At 37.8% G+C, this 23,503-nt stretch carries 15 protein-coding genes; 6 read left to right on the top strand and 9 right to left on the bottom strand.

Translation table 11 applies throughout. The features are described 5' to 3' along the window. Window positions 1-172 precede the first annotated feature (172 nt). Window positions 173-5,032 (top strand): LamG-like jellyroll fold domain-containing protein, encoded by a 4,860-nt coding sequence (locus FNW07_RS04920; RefSeq protein ID WP_126745191.1) that lies wholly within the window; start codon window positions 173-175, stop codon window positions 5,030-5,032. A 17-nt stretch (window positions 5,033-5,049) separates the two neighbouring features. On the opposite strand, the gene FNW07_RS04915 is transcribed toward FNW07_RS04920, so the two are convergent. Then, window positions 5,050-6,111 (bottom strand): serine hydrolase, encoded by a 1,062-nt coding sequence (locus tag FNW07_RS04915; protein ID WP_126745192.1) that lies wholly within the window; start codon window positions 6,109-6,111, stop codon window positions 5,050-5,052. A gap of 121 nt (window positions 6,112-6,232) precedes the next feature. Between FNW07_RS04915 and FNW07_RS04910 the strand changes: the two genes are divergently transcribed. Together FNW07_RS04910 and FNW07_RS04905 are read left to right on the top strand one after the other, a co-directional pair. Continuing rightward, window positions 6,233-6,670: a lipocalin family protein gene (locus tag FNW07_RS04910; RefSeq protein ID WP_126745193.1), complete on the top strand. Its 438-nt coding sequence runs from the start codon at window positions 6,233-6,235 to the stop codon at window positions 6,668-6,670. Further along, window positions 6,651-6,947, top strand: a complete 297-nt coding sequence (locus FNW07_RS04905) for a DUF721 domain-containing protein (protein WP_126745194.1) — start codon at window positions 6,651-6,653, stop codon at window positions 6,945-6,947. Before FNW07_RS04910 ends, FNW07_RS04905 begins: the two co-directional genes overlap by 20 nt. Window positions 6,948-7,021: 74 nt before the next feature. Here the strand turns inward: FNW07_RS04905 and FNW07_RS04900 are convergent, their stop codons facing one another. The 4 genes from FNW07_RS04900 to FNW07_RS04885 all read right to left on the bottom strand — a co-directional run bounded on the left by FNW07_RS04900 (window position 7,022) and on the right by FNW07_RS04885 (window position 13,179). Continuing rightward, a complete protein-coding gene (locus FNW07_RS04900) occupies window positions 7,022-7,441 on the bottom strand; it encodes a nucleoside-diphosphate kinase (RefSeq protein ID WP_126745195.1) in 420 nt (139 codons plus the stop codon). A gap of 64 nt (window positions 7,442-7,505) precedes the next feature. Further along, complete coding sequence (locus tag FNW07_RS04895) at window positions 7,506-8,327, bottom strand: formylglycine-generating enzyme family protein (protein ID WP_126745196.1); 822 nt, start codon at window positions 8,325-8,327, stop codon at window positions 7,506-7,508. A 171-nt stretch (window positions 8,328-8,498) separates the two neighbouring features. Next, the gene (bshC, locus tag FNW07_RS04890) at window positions 8,499-10,088 is read right to left on the bottom strand and encodes a bacillithiol biosynthesis cysteine-adding enzyme BshC (protein ID WP_126745197.1); all 1,590 of its coding nucleotides are present in this window, start codon (window positions 10,086-10,088) and stop codon (window positions 8,499-8,501) included. Between the two features lie 76 nt (window positions 10,089-10,164). Next, on the bottom strand, window positions 10,165-13,179 hold the full coding sequence (locus FNW07_RS04885) for a T9SS type B sorting domain-containing protein (protein ID WP_126745198.1): 3,015 nt from the start codon (window positions 13,177-13,179) through the stop codon (window positions 10,165-10,167). A gap of 552 nt (window positions 13,180-13,731) precedes the next feature. Here FNW07_RS04885 and FNW07_RS04880 point away from each other — a divergent pair. From FNW07_RS04880 to FNW07_RS04870, 3 genes are read left to right on the top strand one after another with little or no spacing between them, the layout of a single operon-like run. Then, window positions 13,732-14,076 carry a helix-turn-helix transcriptional regulator gene (locus FNW07_RS04880; protein WP_126745199.1) on the top strand — a complete coding sequence of 115 codons (345 nt, stop codon included), beginning with the start codon at window positions 13,732-13,734 and terminating at the stop codon, window positions 14,074-14,076. A 22-nt stretch (window positions 14,077-14,098) separates the two neighbouring features. Then, the gene (locus FNW07_RS04875; protein WP_126745200.1) at window positions 14,099-16,291 is read left to right on the top strand and encodes a radical SAM protein; all 2,193 of its coding nucleotides are present in this window, start codon (window positions 14,099-14,101) and stop codon (window positions 16,289-16,291) included. A gap of 41 nt (window positions 16,292-16,332) precedes the next feature. Further along, complete coding sequence (locus FNW07_RS04870) at window positions 16,333-18,444, top strand: ATP-binding protein (protein WP_126745201.1); 2,112 nt, start codon at window positions 16,333-16,335, stop codon at window positions 18,442-18,444. Between the two features lie 109 nt (window positions 18,445-18,553). On the opposite strand, the gene FNW07_RS04865 is transcribed toward FNW07_RS04870, so the two are convergent. The 4 genes from FNW07_RS04865 to FNW07_RS04850 all read right to left on the bottom strand — a co-directional run bounded on the left by FNW07_RS04865 (window position 18,554) and on the right by FNW07_RS04850 (window position 23,481). Further along, window positions 18,554-19,096 carry a YfbU family protein gene (locus FNW07_RS04865; RefSeq protein ID WP_126745202.1) on the bottom strand — a complete coding sequence of 181 codons (543 nt, stop codon included), beginning with the start codon at window positions 19,094-19,096 and terminating at the stop codon, window positions 18,554-18,556. 339 nt (window positions 19,097-19,435) lie between these two features. Next, a complete protein-coding gene (gene rimO / locus FNW07_RS04860; RefSeq protein ID WP_126745203.1) occupies window positions 19,436-20,749 on the bottom strand; it encodes a 30S ribosomal protein S12 methylthiotransferase RimO in 1,314 nt (437 codons plus the stop codon). Window positions 20,750-20,947: 198 nt separating this feature from the next. After that, window positions 20,948-22,441 (bottom strand): OmpP1/FadL family transporter, encoded by a 1,494-nt coding sequence (locus FNW07_RS04855; RefSeq protein ID WP_126745204.1) that lies wholly within the window; start codon window positions 22,439-22,441, stop codon window positions 20,948-20,950. Window positions 22,442-22,524: 83 nt separating this feature from the next. Continuing rightward, the gene (locus FNW07_RS04850; protein ID WP_126745205.1) at window positions 22,525-23,481 is read right to left on the bottom strand and encodes a hypothetical protein; all 957 of its coding nucleotides are present in this window, start codon (window positions 23,479-23,481) and stop codon (window positions 22,525-22,527) included. Window positions 23,482-23,503: the final 22 nt, after the last annotated feature.

The following is a 23,503-nucleotide window of genomic DNA, read 5'->3' as shown; positions in this document are numbered from 1 at the left end:
AAGATAAAATCATTATCACAGCTTATAAAAGAGACCATAAATGTTAAAAACCATGTATTTCGTCGATTAAACATGTGATTTTGTCGATATAATTGTATATTGGTTAATAATTGTCTTACCTTAAAGGAAGCAGAATTGTGTTAATTTTTATACATTTTAAAAATAGTAACTTATGAAATTCTCTACCCTCACCAAATTCCTACTTGCCTTTACATTTCTTTGGTCTTCCGTGCTTTTTTCTCAAGGCAGTCCGCAAATTTTTGTAAGTTATGGCAATCCTGCGATTAATATTCCAAACAATGGAACCATTAGTTTTGGTGCCTCAACAGAAATTTCATTTACCATAATAAATGTTCCCACGAATGGTAATTCGTCTCTGGTTTTGCAAAATCCGTCAATTACCTTAAGTAATACAAATTTTGTAATTTCATCTCCGCCTACAAGAGTTAATATTAAAAGAGATGAATTTAGTGTTTTTAAGATAAGAAAAAATAATTTTAATTGCAATTCCGTTCCGGCATCTACGGTGATTACGATCAATTCTAACGCGAATAATTATCCGGTATTTTCTTTTACAATAAATTTTACCAACGCCCCGTTAATTTCTGTGTTGGGCGGTACGCCAACGCAACCTGTTCCAGATGAACAAACCATCCCTACTTCTTTTAATGGAACATTATTTGGAACAGTTGATGTATTGGCCTCCACAACAAGAACATATGCGATTGTCAATGCAGGTACATGTCCTTTAACGCTTAATTCTTTAACGTGTTTAACCTACAATCCTGAAACGGGATTGCCATCTCCGGATTTTGCAATCATTGCGCTTACTTCAGCTAATATTGCCCCCGGAGGGGTTGGTTATCTGGTCGTCCGGTTTACACCGCAGTCCACTGGTACTAAATGGGCCATTATCACAATTCCCAATAATGATGCAACCAAAAATCCATATAATTTTGTTATCAAAGGAGATGGATACAACCCAACGATAACCGGACCGGGTGGTGTAAATGCAGATTTCAGGCTTTGGCTAAAGGCCACGAGAGGAATCAATTTGGCCACAGGCTCTAAAGTTGCGCTTTGGAAAGATTTGGGGTCAACAGGTAAAGATGCCACACAAACGGTAGTTGCAAACCAGCCAACCTATATTGATGCCGCCAGTAGTAACATCAATTTTAACCCGGTAGTGAAATTTGAAAATAATGGGAGTATGCTTAACCAATTTTTATATAACACAGAAAATGGATATTACACTCACGAAACATTCATAGTGATGGAAGCTGATGGCGCCATAGGTAGCCCCATGACAATTATTTCTGGAACTTCCGCTGCATTTCCGGCCTATCCAACAGTTCCTAATGAACATACAGGAATCGGATTAGGCGATTTTACCGGCCGATTATCAAATGAAAAATTATGGTTTAATCAATGGCAAACCACGGGCGATCCTCACTACACTATTGCGGATGATTTAGGAAGTTATATCAAAGCAGGGATTATAAACACTCGAAATAAAACCAGTACTCCGGCTAACGGGATCGATTTATTATTTAATTCTAATAACGTCAGCAATCAAACTAATATAAGTACCAGTCTTACTTATACCAATGTTGGTTATGATGACAGTGGACTATGGAAAGGTACTCCTTACAATATCGGTAAGAATATAAATGACGCCACCTATGGCAATCTAAACGGTAGAGTGGCTGAGGTAATTTCATATGCTTCCCGGGTTCCTGACGCCGATCGTCCTAAGATAGAAACGTATTTGGCGTTAAAATATGGTATCACTTTAGGTGTAAACGGAACCAGTAAAAATTATGTGGATTCTGGTGGAAGTGTCATATGGAACAGTACCACAAATGCGGGTTACAACTATAACATTGCAGGTATTGGCGAGGATGTAGGTTCTGATTTAAGTCAAAAACAATCAAAAAGCCTTAATGATAGTAATGAAGTTACGATTGGTTTGGGAGTCATTTCCACCACTAACAAAGCCAATATAAACCAATTTAAAAAGAACCGCGATTTCTTAATATGGGGTTCGGATAATGGTACTTATACAGCAAGCGGCACCAATACGTCAACTTTAGGTGCCGGAGTAACTACTTCGACTACCCGAATTAACAAAAAATGGAAAGTTGTTGAAACAAAAGCGGATGCCGCCGGAGATGTTGAAAATATATACATAGGTATTCCAGCTGCGGCCTTTAGTGCATTTCCAAAACTATCTAATGAAGAGTACGCTTTAATTGTTAGTGACAATGCCAATTTTAGTGATGCTGATATAATTGATATTATACCTTTGAAATCGGACGGAGTTGGTAATTTGCAAACCTGGTATGATTTTGATGGAACGAAGTATTTTACTTTTGGTAAGGCCCTAAAATTAGAGGGAAAATACCATGTTAATATTGCAGCTGGCCCTGATTTCTTAGTTGGAGAATATGCCTTAAATCTAAATAGCGGTTCATTTACAGTGGCCTGTTGGCTAAGAAATGACGGTTCCAGTACCGCTAGTAGAACTATATTTAGTAAAGGGGCCAATTTAGAGTTAAAATTAAATGCGGAACATAAAGTGGAGGCTTTTTGGGATGGTGCTTCCCGTTTTGTTTCGAAAACGCCGGTAGCAGATGGTAAATGGCATTATATCGTTGGAGTATTTTATGTGGGTAGTGCGGATCTTTACATAGATGGCGTTGTAGAAACGTCTACTTTCAATCTTTCGAATCCAACCCCTAACTATTCTAGGTTTTCACTTGGGAATCTTTATATTGATAAAAATAACGTAGTCTCTCCATTTAGAGGTGAAATAGATGAACTTCAAATCTGGGATTTGGCATTGACGTCAGACCAGATAAATTATATCATGAATCAGGAAATCATGAAGCATACGGACAATACCGTCACCGGAAAAGTTATTCCTCAGAATATAGCAAAGAATGAACTGAAAACAATTCTGTGGAGTAAACTCCGCGCATATTACGATTTTAACGCCTATTATGGTACAGTAGCGGAAGGTTTGACCGATGATCGCAATTATTTAAGAATAAAATATTTAAATAAAAACAAGCAAATGTTAAGCTCACAAACCGCACCGCTTCCTTATGAAACAGTTGCGGACGGATTGTGGAGCAATTCGGCAATTTGGAAAAACGGATCTTTACAAACGATACCTAATAATCTTTCGATTATAACGGATCTTCCCAACCAAAAGATAAATGGTAACATTGTCAAAATACTGCACAACGTAGAATCGACCGGAAATAAAACTCTTTTAGGGTTGATTATAGAAGGTACGGATGTAGTAACCTATAAAACCTTATTAGCCAATAATAACACTAAGGTGGAAGTTTCGCACTATTTAAAATTAGACGGTCTACTTAACTTAACAGGCCGTTCTCAACTGGTGCAGACTCTCAACAGCGATTTGGATCCCACAAGTAAAGGTTTTATAAAAAGAAGCCAACAAGGTACCGTTAATAAATACAACTATAACTACTGGTCGTCCCCCGTAGGTCCTATTAATGCTGTTACAAATAATAATGATTATACGATAAATGGAGTATTTAAAGATGGTACAACAGCCACACCTTCAAACATAAACTGGATTGGCGGATATGACGGTTCATCGGGTACGCCAATTAGTTTAGCCAGATATTGGTTGTATAAATTTGAAAATGGTACACAATATGCCAATTGGCTGCAAATTGATGAAAATTCCCCTATCCGCCCTTCACAAAGTTTCACTCTGAAAGGAGATGGGCCCGTAGATGAAACCAATACGATAACCCAAAATTATACCTTTGTGGGGAAACCAAATAATGGTTTTATAAATGGCACTTCAATATTAGCAGATAATTTATTTTTGGTTGGAAACCCATATCCTTCCGCTATAGATGCTTTCGAATTTATAAAGGATAACATATCGATAGCTAACGGAGGGTATCGCGCAACGGGAATTATTACAGGAGCACTTTATTTTTGGCAGCATTCCCCTAATAACAATTCTCATTACCTCGCGGGGTATACCGGCGGTTATGCGATGTTGACGCTGACAGGTGGAACTCCTCCAATTGCGCCCGCTGGTATTAATGGTGTTGGAGCGGGAACTACTAAGGTGCCATACCAATATATTCCTGTTGGTCAAGGATTTTTTGTGAAGGGAGAAATTGGAATCAGCGGCGCTGAACCTATTCTGTTTAACAATAATCAACGATCTTTTATTAAGGAAGATGCCTTTGATGATGCCGGTCTGCAAATTTCTAATACGACGTTCCGTAATAATAGTAATATAACAGTTGACCCTTTTTCTGATAATTCTAACGATCGGGTTTATAATTTTAAAAACCCAAAAATTAGGCTAGGTTTTGTTACCACTACTAATTTGCACAGACAATTATTAATTGGGTTTATGAATGAAAACGCCACAGACGGTTTAGATCAGGGATATGATGGGCGTCAATTGGATACTCAGATTAGCGATGTTTATTTTATGATTAATGATAAGGAATTTACTATTCAAGGAGTTGGCGCATTTGGTGTTGGGAAAAAGTATCCGTTAGGGGTAAAAATGGACACAATAGGTCGGGTTAAGTTTATGATTGATGAATCACAATTCTTACCTGCAAATCAAAAAATATACATCTACGATAAGCAAACCTCTATTTATTATGATATTACTCAAACACCTGCTGAAGTAAAATTGTCGGCGGGGACTTTTAATAATCGTTTTGAACTAACTTTTCAGACAGACAGGCCATCAACAATAATAGGAGAAAATGAATTATCGGAATCAAATTTACTGGTTTATAATAATGACTTACAAAATAAATTGTATGTCGTTAAAAATAAGTCAGTTGAAATAAGAGAAATTTCAGTTTATGATATTAACGGAAGGCAACTGTTTACTATGAAAAAAGTGCCAAACACTAAAACTATTGAAATTCCATTCAATGTGGCGCCAGGTGTTTATTTAGTTAACGTGACTACCACTAAAGAAGTAATCAGTAAAAAAGTACTGAAACAATAATCCAAAACAGCGTTGTATTATTCATACAGCGCTTTTATTTTTACCCATAAATCAGTGTCAAAAGTAGATAACGCCGCGTTCACTTCATCGGCAGCATCTCCCATACGGATAACGACCATTTTTTTGCTTGGAATTACATAGATTTTTTGATCGTTTTTGCCTAAAGCCATGTACATATCGTTAGGTGCAGACGGGATTATACTTCCCGAAAATTGATATTGTGTTTGCGGTAAGTGAAAGGTACTTTTGCCATTGAGCCACCACAAGTAGCCATATGCCTGATTAATGTCCTGAGAGGTTGTGGTTGCCCGGGTAATATAATCTTCCTCTATAATTTGCTCATTTTCCCACTTGCCTTTGTTCAGTGCCAGTAATCCAAAACGGGCCATGCTTCTGGTGCTGCTGGTGTAGACAATGTTGCTTCCGGAGGTAAACCAGAATCCATTCATGCCAATTTTGTCCCTTAATTTGGTGTTGAAATAACTGTCATATGTTTGGTTTGTTGCGGCAGCCACAACATCCTGAAGCTTCACGAAAACATTATGGTAGGCCCAGCGGGTACCGGCATCTGCGGTATATTGCAGATTGGAAGGAGAAACATCATCTCCGATCGCATCGTTAAGGCCGGAAGTCATAGTCAATAAATGTTTGTTGGTAATGAGGCTTTCTTTTGCCGGGATTTCATTGGTCCATCCGGTTCCCAAATAATCCGAAACTTTATCGTTGATATCTAAAAAACCTTCCTGTTGTGCAATCCCTACCGTGGCTGAGGTCAATGTTTTACCGGCGCTGGCCCAATACCAGTTCGTGGACGCTGAATGTCCGTTAAAGTAATTCTCCATTACAATTTTACCATCGACAAGTATTATGAAGGATCTGGAATGTTTTGCTTCCAGATAGTCCAATAAGGGCTGAACGGCATTGGCATTCCAACCGAGACTGTTTGCAGATTTCGTTTCCCAAATTGTACTTCCATCAATCGGCGGGAAATACATGCTCTGAGTGGCAGTGGGACTTTCTTCTGAACTGCAACCTATAAATAAGGTCAGTAGTAAAAACGGGATGTATATTTTTTTCATACGATGAATGTTCGGGATAGGACTTTAAAAGTATAAAATAGTTTAATGGAAAGTCTTTTTGTTCATAACTAAATGTAGTTTTCAAACGGATAAAAAGTAAATTTGTAGCAAATGCTTTTCAATGAAAAAAATATATGCACTATTATGTCTTTTGGTTTTGATGTCATGTCAGCAAAAAGTTACTGAAAAAGATATTTCAAAAATGAATGGGTATTGGGAAATTGAAAAAGTCGTTCTTCCTGATGGCAGTGAAAAGGAATATTCTATTAATGAAACGTTTGAATATTTTAAAATAAAAAATAATATAGGATTCAGAAAAAAAGTAAAGCCGCAATTGAATGGACGTTTCATAGTGGATGACCAATCCGGAAAATTGGAGATCGTCTTTAAAAACGAAAAAACCTATATAAATTACAGCACTGCATATGCAAAGTGGAAAGAAGAATTAAAATCGCTTTCCGATGAAAAGATGGTGATAATAAATTCACAAAATTCTGCCTATCATTACAAAAAAGCAGGACCTATAAATCTTTTGGAAGATGGCAAAAAGACTCAATAACGAAAGTTCTATTGGAGATGTTCTGAAAGAAATCATCCAGCAAAACAAACTCCAACCCGGAATGGACCAGATTTCTGTCAAAGAGGCCTGGGCGTCATTAATGGGTAATGGCGTAAACAGTTATACCAAAAATGTTGTCTTAAAAGGAACGACATTGTACGTAGAATTGACCTCTGCGGTACTTCGGGAGGAGTTATCACATGGCAAATCCAAAATCATTGCGATGATCAACGAGGAATTGCGCAGGGATTTGGTTAAAGACGTTATTTTGAGATAAATTCTAAATTACAACACAAAAAAAATCCCTTTTCAATTGAAATGGGATTTTTTTTATGCAATTATAATTCTATATTAGAACTGCTCTCTTCCTGCAAAATGAAATGCGCTTTCGATAGCTGCATTTTCATCACTGTCAGAACCGTGAACCGCATTTTCTCCAATAGAAGTAGCGTATGCTTTTCTAATAGTTCCTTCTGCCGCTTCAGCTGGGTTTGTAGCACCAATTAAAGTTCTAAAGTCTTCTACCGCATTTTCTTTTTCTAAGATTGCAGCAACAATAGGACCTCTTGACATAAATTCTACTAATTCTCCGTAGAATGGTCTTGCAGAATGTACTGCGTAAAACGCCTGTGCATCAGCTGTTGTCAATTGCGTTAATTTCAAAGAAACAATTTTGAAACCTCCGTCTGTAATCATTGCTAAAATGTTACCGATGTGTCCGTTAGCGACAGCATCTGGCTTAATCATTGTAAATGTTCTATTCGTTGCCATTATATGTTTTTAATTTTTTGCAAAATTAGGCTTTTATTGTCTAAAACCGACAATTTAATCAAATTTATTGTACGATTGATCGTGCAACACGAAATCCGTAAAATTCATGTGTTTTGTCTGGATAGGTTGAAATCCTGTTTGCCGGACGCAGGTACTTGTTATCACTATCCCAAGAACCACCTCTTACCGTTCTTTTTTCTCCCATTTGAGGACCAGTGGGGTTGTTTTTGGTTTCGGTCTTGTAAAAATCTTCATTGTACCAGTCCCAGCACCATTCCCAAACATTCCCGCTCATATCATACAAACCCAATTCATTAGGCATTTTTGTTCCCACAGTATGGGGAGCCTTATTACTGTTTGTTTTATGCCAGGATAATTTGTCTGGATTAGTACCACCGCTATATGGTGTCTTATTAGATAATTTTCCGCCTTTAGCAGCATATTCCCATTCTGCCTCAGTAGGTAAACGGTACCCGTTTGCTTTAAAATTGCAAACATAATTAGGACCTTTTTTTGAGTAAACGGGTTGTAGTTTTTCTTTTTTACTTAACCAGTTACAATAGGCAACTGCTTCTTCCCAAGTTATTTGGTTAATTGGGAAGTTCTCTTTCCAGTCCCAAATTGGTTTCTGTGGCATTTTTGCTTTGGTTTCCTTAACAAATGTTTTCCATTGCCATACCGTAACCTCAAATTTGCTTAATTCAAAACTATTAACCTTGACTTCATGTTGTTTCTGTTCGTCCGTATCAGCAACATCGTCTTTGTCTTTGGAACCCATCAAATAGGTGCCTCCCTCAATTTTAACCAGATCAGTCATTTGGGCGTAAGCGCCGATTGGGCATAATGTGGTAATCAAAAAAGAAATTAATAAGTAGCTTTTCTTCATATTAACGAAAGTTTAATAAATTGTTAAATAGATGGCAAAACTAACATTAATTTGTGAATTAAAAATATTTTTTTTTAATTCTAATTTAAGGCTAAAAAATGATGTTTTTATTTTGTATGACAAACCTGACCAATTTGTGGAATCAGAAATATAAAGGGAAGCAATGGAGGTCTAAAGTTTAACTATCGAAAAATTCTTGTCTAAAGGTTGGAGCTCGTCAGTAAGTCTTTTTATGAGTCCAATTCCATATTCAATATAGTATTCAGAAAAGTTAGCAGTCCGCTCCTGTAGTCCGTGGTTAGGGAAAAGTTCGTTTTGTAGGTCGGTGATTCTTTGCAATTCGGAGCTGTGTTTTCTTTTTTGTGCTTTCAGTAATCTCTTCTCCAGATGTTCTAATCCTTTCAATTGTTTTGATTCCTGCGCATTTACAGCACCCAAAAATGAATTATCTGTTTGATTTGCAATACGATGTAAATCTTCAAACTGTTTTTTTAAAAAATATTTCTGCTCCGAAAAATTTATCGGAAACTCGGAAAATACTTTCACTTTTTTATTCACCAAATCTTCTTGTCCGGCAAAAAGATCTTCCCAGGTCAAATCTAATTTTTCTGCCTTATCGTATTGTTTTTCAGTAACTAACAGAACCGAGTTTCGCAAAAGCAAAATAGGAAAAGTGATGTTTACAGCATCAAAATAGGATTTCAACTCCAGCCAATATGAAATTTCTCCTCCACCTCCAACATAACAGAGATTGGGTAAAACGACTTCCTGATATAAGGGCCGCATGATCACATTGGGACTGAACTTTTCAGGATGAGATTCCAGCAGGGCTATAATTTCAGCCCGCGTAAATGCTATTGAAGTATTATTGATTTTATAAGTTCCACCTTCTAAAATAATACGTTCCCTCAAATTATCTTCTAAATAAAAAAGATTGATTTCCCTGGGGTTGACCTGTATAGTGTACTCTTTTAATTTTTGCGCTGTCTCCAACACAGATTTGTTTGAAGTCTGATGTAATAATTCGTCTTTGATAAAAGGAATGAATTCCCTCTTAAGGTCGGCATTGTCAGCATCCAAAATGACAATCCCGTAGTCTCCAAAAAGCATATTGGCCAAATATCGGGTGGAATCGGTTAAATTATCATGGTTCAGGTAGGCATCCTGAAACGATTTTTTTATGGAAGTCGCATTATTCCCGGTACCCAATTCCAGTTTTAAAGCGTCCAATACTTTGTCAAGGCCTTCGGTGGATAATCTCCCTACGGGACCTTTGCTTTCTTTGTTCCATCGGATTTTTTTACCCTTGAAACTGAAATAATTGATTTCTTCAAAATCATGATCCTCGGTTGCCATCCAGTAAATCGGAATGAAATGATAAGTGGGATATTTTTCTTTTAGTTCCCTGGTTAGATTGATCGTCGAAATAATCTTATACAAAAAATACAAGGGGCCCGTAAACAAATTCAGCTGGTGGCCTGTAGTAACAGTGAACGTATTCGGTTGGGATAAAGCTTCAATGTTTTGTTGGGTCAACGCTGACACGGCGCTTTTATCATATTGCTTTTTCAACACCGATACCAGCACATTTCTGTGGGTTAGGTCAAAGCTGTCTCTTTTCTCCAGGATTTGTTGTTCGAAATTTTCTACGGTGGGGAAACGATGGTACAACGACTGTAAGTTGGCATCCTGATTCAGATAATCGACAATGAGTTTTGAAAAATATCCGGATTTCTGATAGCTGATACAGTCGCTTGGCATAGTTTGGTTTTTTGCTGAATTCACGAAAGTAAAGGTATCGAAAATGGGTTTAACACCGAATGAAACATTACATTTTTTATCGCTTTAATGTAAAATGACCTTGGTGTTCCTTTCCGTTTTGTCGGGTAACCACAAACCAATAATCGGTTGAAACGGCTGGCAATCCTTCATAAGTCCCATCCCATCCTGCCGAATTGATTCCGAACTGCTTTATGAATTTGCCATAACGATCAAAAATTTTGACGGTCAGATTGGGCTCGTTGTCCGAGAATTTAATTTTCCAATAGTCATTATAACTGTCTCCATTAGGAGTGAAAAACTTCGGATACATCAATAAATAGGTGTCGGCCGTCTTAATGCCACAGTCATTTTTATTCTTCACATACACCGTGTATTCCCCGTTTCCTAAATCATAAAAAACATTGCTTTGCTGGTAATCGATTCCATTTAAAGAATATACATAATCACCCAAGTCCAAGCCAGTTACATTCACCGTAATGATATTATTGTCTGAAGTCCAATCGTTGGTTTCAAAAGGCAGTATTGTTGCCGCATCCGAAAGTATGACAATAAATGTTTTCGTCGTGCTGCAAGTAATGATACCCGATGGGGTGTTGTGGTTTTTTGTTACGGTTAACGTATAAACGCCCGCCTGATTGATGATTATGCTCTGGTTTATTGATCCGTCAGACCAGGTATAGGTCTCAAATCCATTAGGAGCGGTGATGGGTAAAACCGAATTTTTACACAAATAGTATTCGTCTGGCATCGTGATAATCGGACTTGGCACTAACGTAAGCGCCAGCGTAACAATACTTGCACACCCGCTCGAATTTGTAATGCGGACATATATCGTATTTAATCCTGTAGCGGGATTGAATGAAGAATTGGCCGCATCGGCAGTGTCCTGATTTTCTGCACCTATTAAAGTATTATAATAGGTAAAAGTGTAGCTGGTCGGATTCGCAATTAGGTTGGCATTGTAACTCGTCAGCTCTACAAATTCGGAACCGTCATTTAAATTATCACATAACGATACCGCATAATTATTTGAGGGTAACGAACTTATTAACATAATGGTAACACCCAGTCTAAGCGGACTTTCGCAACCATTCAACGTTTGTGAAGCATAATAGGTCATGCCGTCTGCAAGCGGATATGAAAGTGGCAAAACAGATCCACCCACAGCACTGTCATACCAAATGATAGACGTTCCGGATACAGCCAAATTACTCAAAGTCAAATTAAAATTGGCACAAAAATTTTGAACCGACGTTCCGCTTGGAGCTGGTGTATTTTGAATATTTATTGCAACAGGAATACGGGTACTCTCACAACCCGCAATCGTTTGCGAAGCATAATAAGTAGCGTTATTCTGTAAAACAGGAGTAGTAAGCAACAGATTACCTGCAGTTAAGGCATCATACCATTTTATATTTTGTCCGGAAATGATAACATCGTTTAGGGTAGCATTTTGTTGGATGCAAAAGGTTTGAGGAGATGTTAGAGTTGGAATCGGTTGACCAAAAGTAACTGTAACAGTAGTGGTGCCGTCACATCCGCCAGTTCCTGTAATTAAGCAGCTATAAAGACCACTATGTGATGCATTTGCATTGACAATAATTGGATTTTGTTGAGTAGAAACAAAATTATTTGGCCCCGTCCAGGAATAAGTGGTGCCGCCAGTAGCTGATAATTCCAGGTTGTTCCCGTTGCAAATTGGGCCATTGGCAGAAATACTGGTGTTATTTTGAGCACATACCTGAAGTTTAACAACCCAAAAGTCATCTGCTCCATTGGAGTTCTCTGTTTTATCCCCCGAAACATTAGATATTGAGCGCCCTATACCAATATAGCCTCCATCGTTGGTTTGAACAATGGATTTGGCATCATCATATAGACTGCCACCCAGGTCTTTGTCCCATTGTACAGTACCTGAACTGTCAAGTTTTACAATCCAATAGTCGGAGCCTCCTCGTAAGGCTTCTGTTTTATAACCAGAAATGCCCGAACCAGATATCATTATAAGAACGTAACCATTATCTATTGTGTTTATTATTTTTGGGTTATGCTCTGACCCGTTTCCACCGATGGTTTTTTGCCAAAGAATTTGTCCATTGCCGTCTATTTTTATGAGCCAGGCATCATCGGAATTGCCAAAACGATTTTCGTTTTTTTCACCTGAAATATTAGAAGCAGAAAACCCGCTAACCATATAATTACCATCTGAAGTAGCGACTATGGAATTGCAATAATCACCATTATCACCCCCAATGGTACGTTGCCATACAATATTTCCTGAAGAATCTATTTTTACAATCCAATAATCTCCCAGACCTCTTGAATTTTCAGTTTTATTTCCGGAAATATTAGACAGAGATGACCCCTCTAAAATGTAACCCCCATCCGGTGTTTTAATCATGGAATCCAACCAATCCAATCCGCTTCCCCCCAAAGTTTTCTGCCACATTATGTTGCCTGATTGGTCAACTTTTATAATCCACATATCTAAATCTCCTTTTGAATTTTCACTTTTTTCACCAGAAATATTAGAATCTGAAAATCCTCCCAAGAGATAACCACCGTCATTTGTTTCTATGACTTTTTCAAGTCGGTCAACACCGCTGCCACCATAGGTTTTGTCCCAGATAATATTGCGGTTGGCGTCCAGTTTTACAACCCAAAAATCATCCATTCCCCTACAGGATTCTGTTTTATCACCCGAAATTGCAGAGGAGCTGTAACCTCCCAGTATATAGTCTCCATTCTGCGTTTCTGACCCTGATACAAGGTGGTCAAAATTATTTCCTCCGATAGTTTTCTGCCATAAAAGGTTGCCAGAAGTATCATCAATTTTTATTAACCAAAAATCGCCTTGTCCCTTAGAGTTTGCAGTTTTATCACCAGAAATATTGGAATAGGAATAACCGCCAATTATATGATTTCCATCCCTTGTGTTCTCGATAAAATCTGTCCATTCTACATTACTGCCACCTATCGTATTTTGCCATTGAATTGTTTGTGCATTCAGTTTGGTAGAAAATATTGAAATTAGAAGGATACAACAAATAAATTTTTGAAAATTTAACATTTATGAGCTATGGTTATTTTTAATTAGGGTAATGAAGTCTCCAATCTTTTGTGAAAAGTTACAATGTATTTACATCCATAATCATTAACAGTAGAAGGTGGATTAAGGCGGCAAAAATAAAGCACTTTGAAAGATAAACCTCATTTTTTGCAACTTAATATTGAATTATTTCAGCTCATCCCAGTGATTTCGGTACTTCACATAAGATAAAATGCGGATGTCGTAGATAATTAGCGGGTACACTTATAATACACGCTACCTTATTGGGAAATATGCCAACCTTGTTTCGACTTCTTACGACTTTGTTTCTGCATCTTACGAGTTTATTCAGACCTCTTGCGATTTTATTTATGCTACTTGCGACTTTGTTTTTACCTAAAGCGAGTTTATTTAGATATCTTAAGGTTTTATTAAGACATCTTACGAGTTTGTTTCTGCTACTTGCGACTTTATTGCTGTTACTTGTGGGTTTGTTTTTGCATCTAACGAATAAATGTGTACTTTTAGCTTCTCCTAACGGAAATTTTCAATCAACATTTAAAAATATAACCCATGCTATTCTTCAATTTCGCCCGCATTTTCAAACTCAAAGGTATCAACAGGCCGTTCTCATACCTCACGTCCATAGGATACTCCGGCGGTTATGCCACTAAGCTTGCCAATAACAGGGTACATGAAATCAACCTCGACCGACTGGAAAAATTCTGCAGGGATTTTAATTGCACACCCAACGACATCCTCGATTTCCGTCTGTATGTCAATGACACAATAGCCGAGGATCATCCTCTGCGTTCCTTGACCAAACAACTTATTTCGAACGAAATCACAGAGAAAATAAATGCGATGCCCGTCGATAAAATTCAGCAAATTCATGACATCATTAAAAATATGGAGTAATTTTGCAACCCAATAATATCCAATGAAAAGCATCTTTCTCATCACCCCGCCCTTCACCCAACTGAATACTCCGTATCCGGCAACGGCCTATATCAAAGGCTTTCTGAATACGAAAGGTATCGCATCAGTGCAGGCAGACTTGGGGATTGAAACGATATTGAAGCTGTTCTCCAAACAAGGCCTGACGGATTTATTTCAGTATGTCGAAAGACAGAACCAAACCTTGTCGTTCAACGCGCAACGTCTCGTGGCCTTGCAGGACGATTACATCAAGACCATTGATGCGGTTATTCTTTTTCTTCAGGGTAAAAATCCAACATTGGCGCTACAGATTTGCCAGGAAGATTTCCTGCCTGAAGCTTCCCGGTTTTCCCAATTGGAAGAATTGGATTGGGCTTTCGGAAGCATGGGAACACAGGATAAAGCCAAACATCTCGCGACATTATACCTGGAAGATATTTCCGATCTGATTATCGAATGTGTCGATGAGAACTTCGGATTCAGTCGGTACGCAGAACGTTTGGGTCGCTCGTCAAACAGTTTTGATGAATTGTACCATGCATTACAACAGCCATACACGTACATTGACGAACTGTTTATCTCCCTTCTGAAACACCAGATAGAAACCATAAAACCTTCCTTGTTTCTGATATCTGTTCCGTTTCCGGGGAATTTATATGCGGCTTTCCGTTGTGCACAATGGGTCAAAAAGCAGTATCCGGATATCAAAATTTCGATGGGTGGCGGTTTCCCGAATACCGAATTGCGGTCACTGTCCGACGAAAGGGTATTCGAGTTCTTCGACTTCATCACCCTCGATGATGGCGAAGCCCCAGTTGAAGAATTGGTTGCCAATATTCAGGATTCAACGCACAACTCCTATAAAAGAACCTTTTTGTTGGAAGAAGGTAAGGTGGTGTTTAAAAACAATTCGCTTAAAAAAGACTACAAGCAATCCGAAGTCGGTACACCCGATTACTCCGATTTGCTTTTGGATAAATATATTTCCGTTATCGAAATCGTCAATCCGATGCATCGCATGTGGAGTGACGGCCGATGGAACAAATTAACGATGGCGCACGGTTGCTATTGGGGAAAGTGCACCTTTTGTGATATTTCACTGGATTACATCAAAATATACGAACCCGTAGCTGCCAGTATACTGTGCGACCGGATAGAAGAATTGATGCTGCAAACAGGTCAGAATGGTTTTCATTTTGTGGATGAAGCGGCACCACCGGCATTAATGCGCGCCTTGGCATTGGAAATCCTCCGCAGAAAACTCACCGTGACCTGGTGGACGAACATCCGATTCGAGAAAAACTTCTCGAAAGATTTGTGTTTGTTGTTGAAAGCATCCGGTTGTATCGCAGTTTCCGGTGGATTGGAAGTCGCTTCCGACCGCTTATTACAATTGATTGATAAAGGAGTTACAGTGGAACAAGTTGCCATAGTGACGCGCAATTTCACCGAAGCGGGCATCATGGTTCACGCATATTTAATGTACGGTTATCCAACGCAAACGATTCAGGAAACAATAGACAGTCTCGAAATGGTCCGTCAATTGTTTGAAGCGGGCGTATTGCAGTCGGGATTCTGGCATCAGTTTGCCATGACGGCCCACAGTCCCGTCGGTTTGTATCCCGAAAAATTTGGTGTTGTGAAAGAAACCGAAACTATTGGAACTTTCGCCAATAATGACATTAATTATACCGATGCTACCGGCATTGACCACGGCAAATTTAGTTTTGGATTAAAGAAATCATTATTCAATTATATGCACGGAATCTGTTTCGACTATTCGCTGCAGGATTGGTTTGACTTTAAGATCCCCAAAACAAAAATCCCCGAAGACTTCATCTTTGAAGCATTACAGGATGATACCCAATTTAATATCAAACCGTCGGCAAAAGTCGTTTGGTTAGGAGGGAAGCCTCTGGTGGAAACCTTTACAAAATCCAAAAAAGGAAATTCCTGGGAGCTGATGACGCTCACTTTTCATGATAAAAAAGAAAGCTTCAGTATCCAGACCGACAAAAAGGAAGGCGCGTGGCTGGTAGAAATACTGCAGAAAATAGCTGTTTCCAATAATAAAGTTCATACATTTAATGAGATTAAAGGAAATTACGAGACTGATTTAGAGAATTTTGAACTATTTTGGTATTCGAAACCAATTCATGTGCTGAGAGAATTTGGATTGCTTGTTCTGAGTTAAAATAAAACTCGCTTTTTGTTATGCTACATTAAATAGGCATTATGATAAAATTTAATTTCACATCCACTTATTCCAAAATAATATCGCTGATAGTTTTATCAAGTGTGTTTTTTATTTTATTACTGATATCTATTTATTATTACACCGTTCAGCAGGAAAAGGAAGTTTACGAAACGACACTGCAACAATTTAAAAAAGAGGCACATTCGCTGTTGGCGCTTAATTCATCCCCTCAAAATTCGAGCATTCAGGATATGACCTATTGGGATGAATTGGTTGAGTTTATTGACACCAAAAGCCCAAAATGGTTTGATGAATCCATAAGGAGTACTTTAGCTCTGAATAAAGTAGATTACATTTCTATCTACGATTTAAATGCGGATTTTATAACAAGAGCGTCTTCTTCTAAAATCAAGTCAGATGATTTTATTCCAAAGGAAGTCATTCGTAGATTGCATAAATCAAAGTTCACTAAATTTTACATGAAAATGCCTGAAGGGATTATTGAGGTTTTTGGCGCAACAATTCATCCTTCGAATGACCCATTAAGAAAATCCAGACCCCGGGGATACTTCTTTATGGCTAGGGTATTAGATGCGAATTATTTTAATAATCTGGAAAAAATAAGTAGCTCTAAGATCACCTTTATCGGTGATAAAGTTCCAAATTTTGAGGATAAGAAATCTATTTTGGTGTCAGTAAATTTAAAAGATTGGCAAAATCACACTGTTGCTACGTTACTTTTTAAAAGACATTTCGACATTAGTTTTAAGGGCACAAAAAACATACTATATATATTTATTATAGCTTTTCTTACAGGACTATTCTTATATCTGTTTTTTTCTAAAAAATGGATAAATCGACCATTAAAATTAATTACCAGTGTTTTAGAAACGGGTAACAAAAATGCGATAGCATCTCTGATTAAAATTCCGGGTGAATTTGGATATATTGGAAATCTTTTTGAAGAAAATGTACACCAGAGGAAGTTATTGGAAATCGCAAAGGATAAAGCGGAAGAAAGTGAAAAACTTAAATCAGCATTTTTAACTAATATGTCTCACGAGATCAGAACCCCGATGAATGCTATCATCGGTTTTTCTAATTTGCTTAATAATCCTAATCTGGAGATAGAGGACCGATTAGGGTATATAAAAGTAATCAATCAAAGTGGTGCCGATTTGGTTTCGATAATTGACGATCTTATTGAAATGTCAATGATTGAAACCAATCAGATTAAGCCCAATTATGGGAGTGTGGACCTTGAATCTTGTATAAAAGAATTGTATGATACGATCAAAATAACCATTCCAAAAGAAAAAAAAATAGATTTTTATTTAATTGAAAATACAAATCCGGGTCCTTTTAGAATATTTACTGATGAAATAAAATTAAAACAAATTTTAAACAATTTAATAACCAATGCCATAAAGTTTACAGACGAAGGATTTGTGGCTTTTGGTTATGAAATAAATAGAACAGACGCAACGATACAATTCACCATTAAGGATTCCGGTTTAGGAATCGATAAAGAATTTCATAATATAGTTTTTGATAGATTTAGAAGAGTAGACGGTGATTATTCAATAAAAGTTGGCGGTCTGGGTCTGGGATTGGCTATTTGTAAAGCTTATGCAGAATTGCTGGGAGGAACAATTTCTATTCAATCTCAAGTAGGAGTAGGGTCTGTTTTTTCGTTTTCTATACCTTTAAATCCAGATTTAAGTACGAAATCGAAACCAGAACAGCCCGGCGGAATTTATGATCCGGTTTTTAAAGAAAATACAACCATTCTAATTGCCGAAGACGATAACATCAATTTTTTATTGTTACAGAAAATGATGCAGTTAAAAAAATGTAAAATCATCAGGGCTGTAAACGGACACGAAGCAGTAGAAATATGTAAAAATAACGAGGAAATCGATTTAGTTCTGATGGATATAAAAATGCCAAAGCTGAGCGGTTACGAAGCATTTGAAAGAATTAAATCAATAAGACCTGCACTTCCTGTTATTGCTCAAACGGCTTATTCGTCATCAGATGAATATGAAAAGATAAAAAAAGCCGGTTTTGTTGGTTATATCAGTAAGCCAATTAATAAAGAAAAATTATTTGCTTTAATCGCTGAGGCGTTAAATACGGATGTATACTAATAATCCCAAATAGAGTTCTCGCCATAAGATTTGTGTTCTCAAGTATTAATTGATTGGGTCCATTGGTATTAAAAAATCCCTGCAGAACAGGGATTTTTTAAACAGATATCTATACTACTAATTTAAATGCACTCTTTTTAGTTGGATTGATGACCACATCAATAAAATGCTCCAAATTTTCTTTCTTTAAATCGTAATGGTCATTATCCAATAAGAATATTTGGTATTCCAACATGCTTCTGTATTTCGATAATTGGTATTCACCACCCGAATAAATCACGTTAAAGTCCCTCCATTCGTTTGTATTGATTAAATACTGCAGGTAATGATAATGCGGATCTCTTTTGGCGTCAAAGCCTTCGAAGTGCAATTTATCCAACTCCAGTTCCGTTTTCTCGATATGGGATAACGCTTCAATGGCTGTATTAATTCGTCTGAACATGTGCAAAATCTGCGTGGTTTCCTCACAGATATCCATCGGGATTTCTTCAGTATTTAAATCGAAAATTTCAATATACTTCTCAGTAAAGCCATTTTCAAGGATTTCTATCTTAGTTTCATAGGCTTGGGGATCATTTTCCATCTTCGACAAGATGCGAAATTGATTGGCTAAAATTTGTCTTTCAACAACGGATAGAGTTTCTGGAATCATAATTTATCTCTTTATAGATTTTTTCTTTTTTAACGCAATTACAGTATGTTTGTTAGTAATTGTTCCGCAATAATAATATTATCCTAAGAAAGTAGATTACGGTTTTTCCGCATGAAATGTTAAAAAAACTAAATGCAGATGGGATTAGATTACTAAAAGTAAAAAATATAAGATTAGCCTTTCAAATTTGACCAGCAACACGCATGTGATAAAAATGCTGCTATAAGATTTTTCCTTACTTTTACATAAAAAATTTTCAGCATTCATGATGAAAATGTGTTGATAAACAAAAAAAACGCACAATTTATTGTGCGTTTTTTTTTTAATATTTCTTAAGAATTATACCGGTTCGGCGTACAAATCAAATTCTGTAGCGTCCAATATTTTAACGTCTACAAATTCTCCCGTTTTGAGATAGAATTTAGCAGCATCGATCAATACTTCATTATCCACATCCGGACTGTCAAATTCAGTTCTTCCCACAAAATGGGCGCCTTCTTTTCTGTCAATGATACAACGGAATGTCTGGCCGATTTTCTCCTGGTTCAAATCCCATGAGATCTGCGATTGAATCTCCATGATTTCATTTGCCCGTGCTTGTTTTACTTCTTCCGGAACATTATCTTCCAACAAATAAGCATGGGTGTTTTCTTCGTGAGAATAAGTAAAACAACCCAAGCGTTCAAATTTCATTTCCTGAACCCAGTCGCGCATGGTTTCGAAATCTTCCTGTGTTTCCCCAGGATATCCTACGATTAAAGTCGTACGGATGGTCATTCCCGGAACTGCTTCGCGGAATTCTTTCAATAACTTCGTTGTTTTCTCTTTAGTGGTTCCACGACGCATCGACTTCAGGATATTATCCGAAATATGCTGCAGCGGGATATCAATATAATTACAAATCTTCGGTTCACGCTTCATGATTTCCAACACATCCATCGGAAAACCGGTAGGGAAGGCATAATGCAAACGAATCCATTCTATTCCTTCTACTTTTACCAACGCTTCAAGCAATTCAGCCAAATTACGTTTTTTGTACAGATCCAAACCATAATAGGTCAAATCCTGTGCGATAAGAATCAACTCTTTTACGCCATCTCTTGCCAAACCTTCCGCTTCTTTAACTAATTTCTCAATCGACTGCGAAACGTGTTTTCCACGCATAATCGGAATAGCACAAAAACTACACGGACGGTCACAACCTTCGGCAATTTTTAAATACGCATAATTTTTAGGAGTTGTCGTCAAACGCTCTCCTAATAATTCATGTTTATAATCGGCACCCAAAGCTTTCAATAATCCGGGAAGCTCTGTAGTTCCGAAATATTGGTCTACGTTTGGTATTTCTGCTTCCAGGTCCGGTCTGTAACGCTCGGACAAACATCCGGTCACAAATACCTTATCTACAAGACCTTGTTCTTTTTTGTCAACGTATTCCAAAATCGTATTGATCGACTCGGCTTTCGCATTATTGATAAACCCACAAGTGTTGATTACGATAATGTTCCCCTCCTCGGCCGCAGGAGCTTCGTGCGCGACATCTTTTCCGCTGGCTCTCAATTGCCCCATCAGTACTTCACTGTCATACACATTTTTCGAACATCCAAGAGTGATTACGTTGATTTTGTTCTTTTTTAAAGACTTGGTTCTCATAGAATTATAAATTGGAGTGCAAAATTACGCTTTTTATACATAGAAGCACTATCGTTAAGCAAATTTTATGAAGCTAATCCTGCTGTGCGCTTTATCTTTCCTTGCTTAAAGGAAGCAAGCAAAGGATGCCGCTGCCATCAGGGCTAAAAAAAATCCGTCCCAAAGATGAAACGGATGGCTGATTTGTAAATAGGTATGTTACAATTCAAAAGTCAGTGTCACGGTCACATTATCATTAATACTATTGATTTTGGCACTGTCTGTGAAACCATGGGAGAAAGATTGTTTCTGAATATCTCTTTCAGTACGGGAATAAGCAACATCCAATCGGGTTGAGCCAAAATTATAACCCAAACCGCCAGAATAGCCGGTTAGGTCACCTACCGTTTTTCCATCTTTATAAGGACTTTGCTCGATTCTGTAACCGCCTCTTAAACTCCATTGGTTTATTTTATACTCACCACCAATACGTATTTCACTGCTGACATCGAGTAGTTCTGCCATTTGATTATTTAAAGGTCTGAAATAATTATCTTTTGGTCTGTACTGTGTATTGCTATAATCCTTTAGGGAATAATCGATGCTCAACAGTCCCGTTTTTCCAAATACATAAGCGAAACTTCCGGTCCATTTGCCTGGGGTCTGAAGTTTATAAGGATCATATATAAGGACCACATCGGAATCAGGAGTTGCATTTGAAAGAGCAGGATTTCCGTCATAGTTAAATCCACGGGTGGTAAGTATTTGATATCTCTCATCCGTTAACTCATACCAGGTTGGAGATTCGTATGCTACCCCTAAGCGAAATTCTTTAGTGACTTTTGCAATCGCTCCCAATTGGAAGGAAAACCCGGTTCCATACGTATATACTTCATTTGCAAAGTCCAGACTTCGTACTCCCTCGGTAGTGCTGTTGTTATTGTCTTCGTGAAAAAGGGTTGCTTGTCGGTAATCCGAAAAATGCGTATTTAGATTCAAACCAAAATAGAACTTATCTTTATATTGAGCCGCGGCGTTAAAAGCCAGTTTGCCATTATAGCCGGTAGATTCAAAAGAGTTTTCCTGGTAATAATTTCCGCCGGGAGGGACGTTACTCTCATAAGTACCGGAATTAGGGTCCACAGGTGTGATAATATGTCCGTTAACTCCTAAAAAAGCCTGCTGATCCCCAAGATTTAATTCATCATAATAGGAATTTTGTAAAGCGCTTAACGGAATCCCCTCTGCATAATATAAAAAATAGTCCGCAACCGAATTCGTTGGGTTTGTTCCGGAATAGAATAACGAATTGTCGTATTTGTTGGTATTCTCATAATTCAGGGCTAAAGTAAATTTTTTCCAATCGCTTTTCTCATCATCATTTTTGAAAACAAACACTGCACCAGCCTGATTTAGGTCTAAAGTAAAATTGCTTTCTGAATTCTTCGTGCCAAAATAAGTCGATTCGTTTTTGGTATGGTAGCTATTGAGAGTAAGACCGATCTGATTATTATTAAAAACTGCAGATCCGGCGGGATTAACATTTAATGCAGAGAAATCACCGCCCAACGCTCCAAAAGCGCCACTCATCGCTCTGAATCTTGCAGTACCGTTAGTGTTGTCCTGCGCATAACGCATAGCATCTGTTATATCCTGTGATTGTACAGCAGTGAACGATAAAGCTGCTATAATAAGAGTTAAATATTTTTCCATTTTTGAAATAAGTTATGGTTTTAAAAAAAAACCTATGTAATAACTTCAAAAGTTAAAAACATAGGTAAATATATTTAATAAAATTATCTTCTTCCGCCACCGCCTGATCGACCGCCGCCGTAGCTTCCCCCAGAACCTGAATTGGAGCCAGAACCTGAAGAATAGTTTCTAGGATTTGGTGATTCCGATCTTGGACTGCTTCTTGGAGTAGAATTTTCGGTTCTTGTTGGAGTGTAATTACGAGGTGTCGAAGTATTGGTTCGGGGATTAGGGCTATAATTTCTTGGAGTCTCGCTTCGTCTTGGAGGATTATTATAATTTGAGGTTCTTGTTCCCCCGACAGTAGTTCTTGTTCTTCCAGGAGTATAATTGGCATTTCGTGTACCCGTTCTTCTTCCTGACTCGTATCTGTTTCCTGACATGTATCGGTCACTTCTATAGCCTCTAACACCATGATTATGTGTGTAATGATTATTGTATCCGTATCCGTAGTAATAGGGGTTGTAGTATCCATTGTAGTAATTGTTCCAACCCCATCCATAATAAGGAGAGTAGCTTTGTCCGTACCAGTAATTATTCCATCCCCACCCGAAACTTGGGCCATACCAGCTGTTATATCCGATATTCCATCCCCAGCCATAGCTGGGACCGTAGAAATAGTTGTTCCAGCCATTCCATGCCCAACCGCTATCATATACATTTACAGTTACACGTTCTGGATTATTTCCCCAACCAGAATGACCGCCTTCAGTGGCAGTATTGGCGCTTTCATTGGAATTGTAGCTTTCTACATCGGTAAAAACCTCCACCGGTTCATCTTTCTGGAGAGAACTGAAATAATCTTTATATTGACTGCTTTCATTAGCAGCGCGTTGCGTTTGAGTATCCGCTTTTTTTACTTCAGAACCACCATATATTCCGTCACGGTCGTAATAGGAACTGTTTTTATAGGAACCACAAGAAGCCATTACAACGCTTAACAACCCCATTATGGAAAAAATGGAAATTGATTTAGCTGAAGAAAAATAATAAGTTTTCATATCTGTGCATTTTTATTGTTGG

The sequence above is a fragment of the Flavobacterium sp. GT3R68 genome, from assembly GCF_007109225.1.
GTDB lineage: Bacteria > Bacteroidota > Bacteroidia > Flavobacteriales > Flavobacteriaceae > Flavobacterium.
This window is presented reverse-complemented; position numbering and strand designations above follow the sequence as displayed.

Coding starts and splice junctions, on each gene's coding strand:
- FNW07_RS04910 (WP_126745193.1), top strand. CDS start 6,233: ATGAAAAAAATATATGCACTATTATGTCTTTTGGTTTTGATGTCATGT.
- FNW07_RS04895 (WP_126745196.1), bottom strand. CDS start 8,327: ATGAAGAAAAGCTACTTATTAATTTCTTTTTTGATTACCACATTATGC.
- FNW07_RS04900 (WP_126745195.1), bottom strand. CDS start 7,441: ATGGCAACGAATAGAACATTTACAATGATTAAGCCAGATGCTGTCGCT.
- FNW07_RS04875 (WP_126745200.1), top strand. CDS start 14,099: ATGAAAAGCATCTTTCTCATCACCCCGCCCTTCACCCAACTGAATACT.
- FNW07_RS04865 (WP_126745202.1), bottom strand. CDS start 19,096: ATGATTCCAGAAACTCTATCCGTTGTTGAAAGACAAATTTTAGCCAAT.
- FNW07_RS04880 (WP_126745199.1), top strand. CDS start 13,732: ATGCTATTCTTCAATTTCGCCCGCATTTTCAAACTCAAAGGTATCAAC.
- FNW07_RS04855 (WP_126745204.1), bottom strand. CDS start 22,441: ATGGAAAAATATTTAACTCTTATTATAGCAGCTTTATCGTTCACTGCT.
- FNW07_RS04885 (WP_126745198.1), bottom strand. CDS start 13,179: ATGTTAAATTTTCAAAAATTTATTTGTTGTATCCTTCTAATTTCAATA.
- rimO (WP_126745203.1), bottom strand. CDS start 20,749: ATGAGAACCAAGTCTTTAAAAAAGAACAAAATCAACGTAATCACTCTT.
- FNW07_RS04915 (WP_126745192.1), bottom strand. CDS start 6,111: ATGAAAAAAATATACATCCCGTTTTTACTACTGACCTTATTTATAGGT.
- bshC (WP_126745197.1), bottom strand. CDS start 10,088: ATGCCAAGCGACTGTATCAGCTATCAGAAATCCGGATATTTTTCAAAA.
- FNW07_RS04870 (WP_126745201.1), top strand. CDS start 16,333: ATGATAAAATTTAATTTCACATCCACTTATTCCAAAATAATATCGCTG.
- FNW07_RS04850 (WP_126745205.1), bottom strand. CDS start 23,481: ATGAAAACTTATTATTTTTCTTCAGCTAAATCAATTTCCATTTTTTCC.
- FNW07_RS04905 (WP_126745194.1), top strand. CDS start 6,651: ATGGCAAAAAGACTCAATAACGAAAGTTCTATTGGAGATGTTCTGAAA.
- FNW07_RS04920 (WP_126745191.1), top strand. CDS start 173: ATGAAATTCTCTACCCTCACCAAATTCCTACTTGCCTTTACATTTCTT.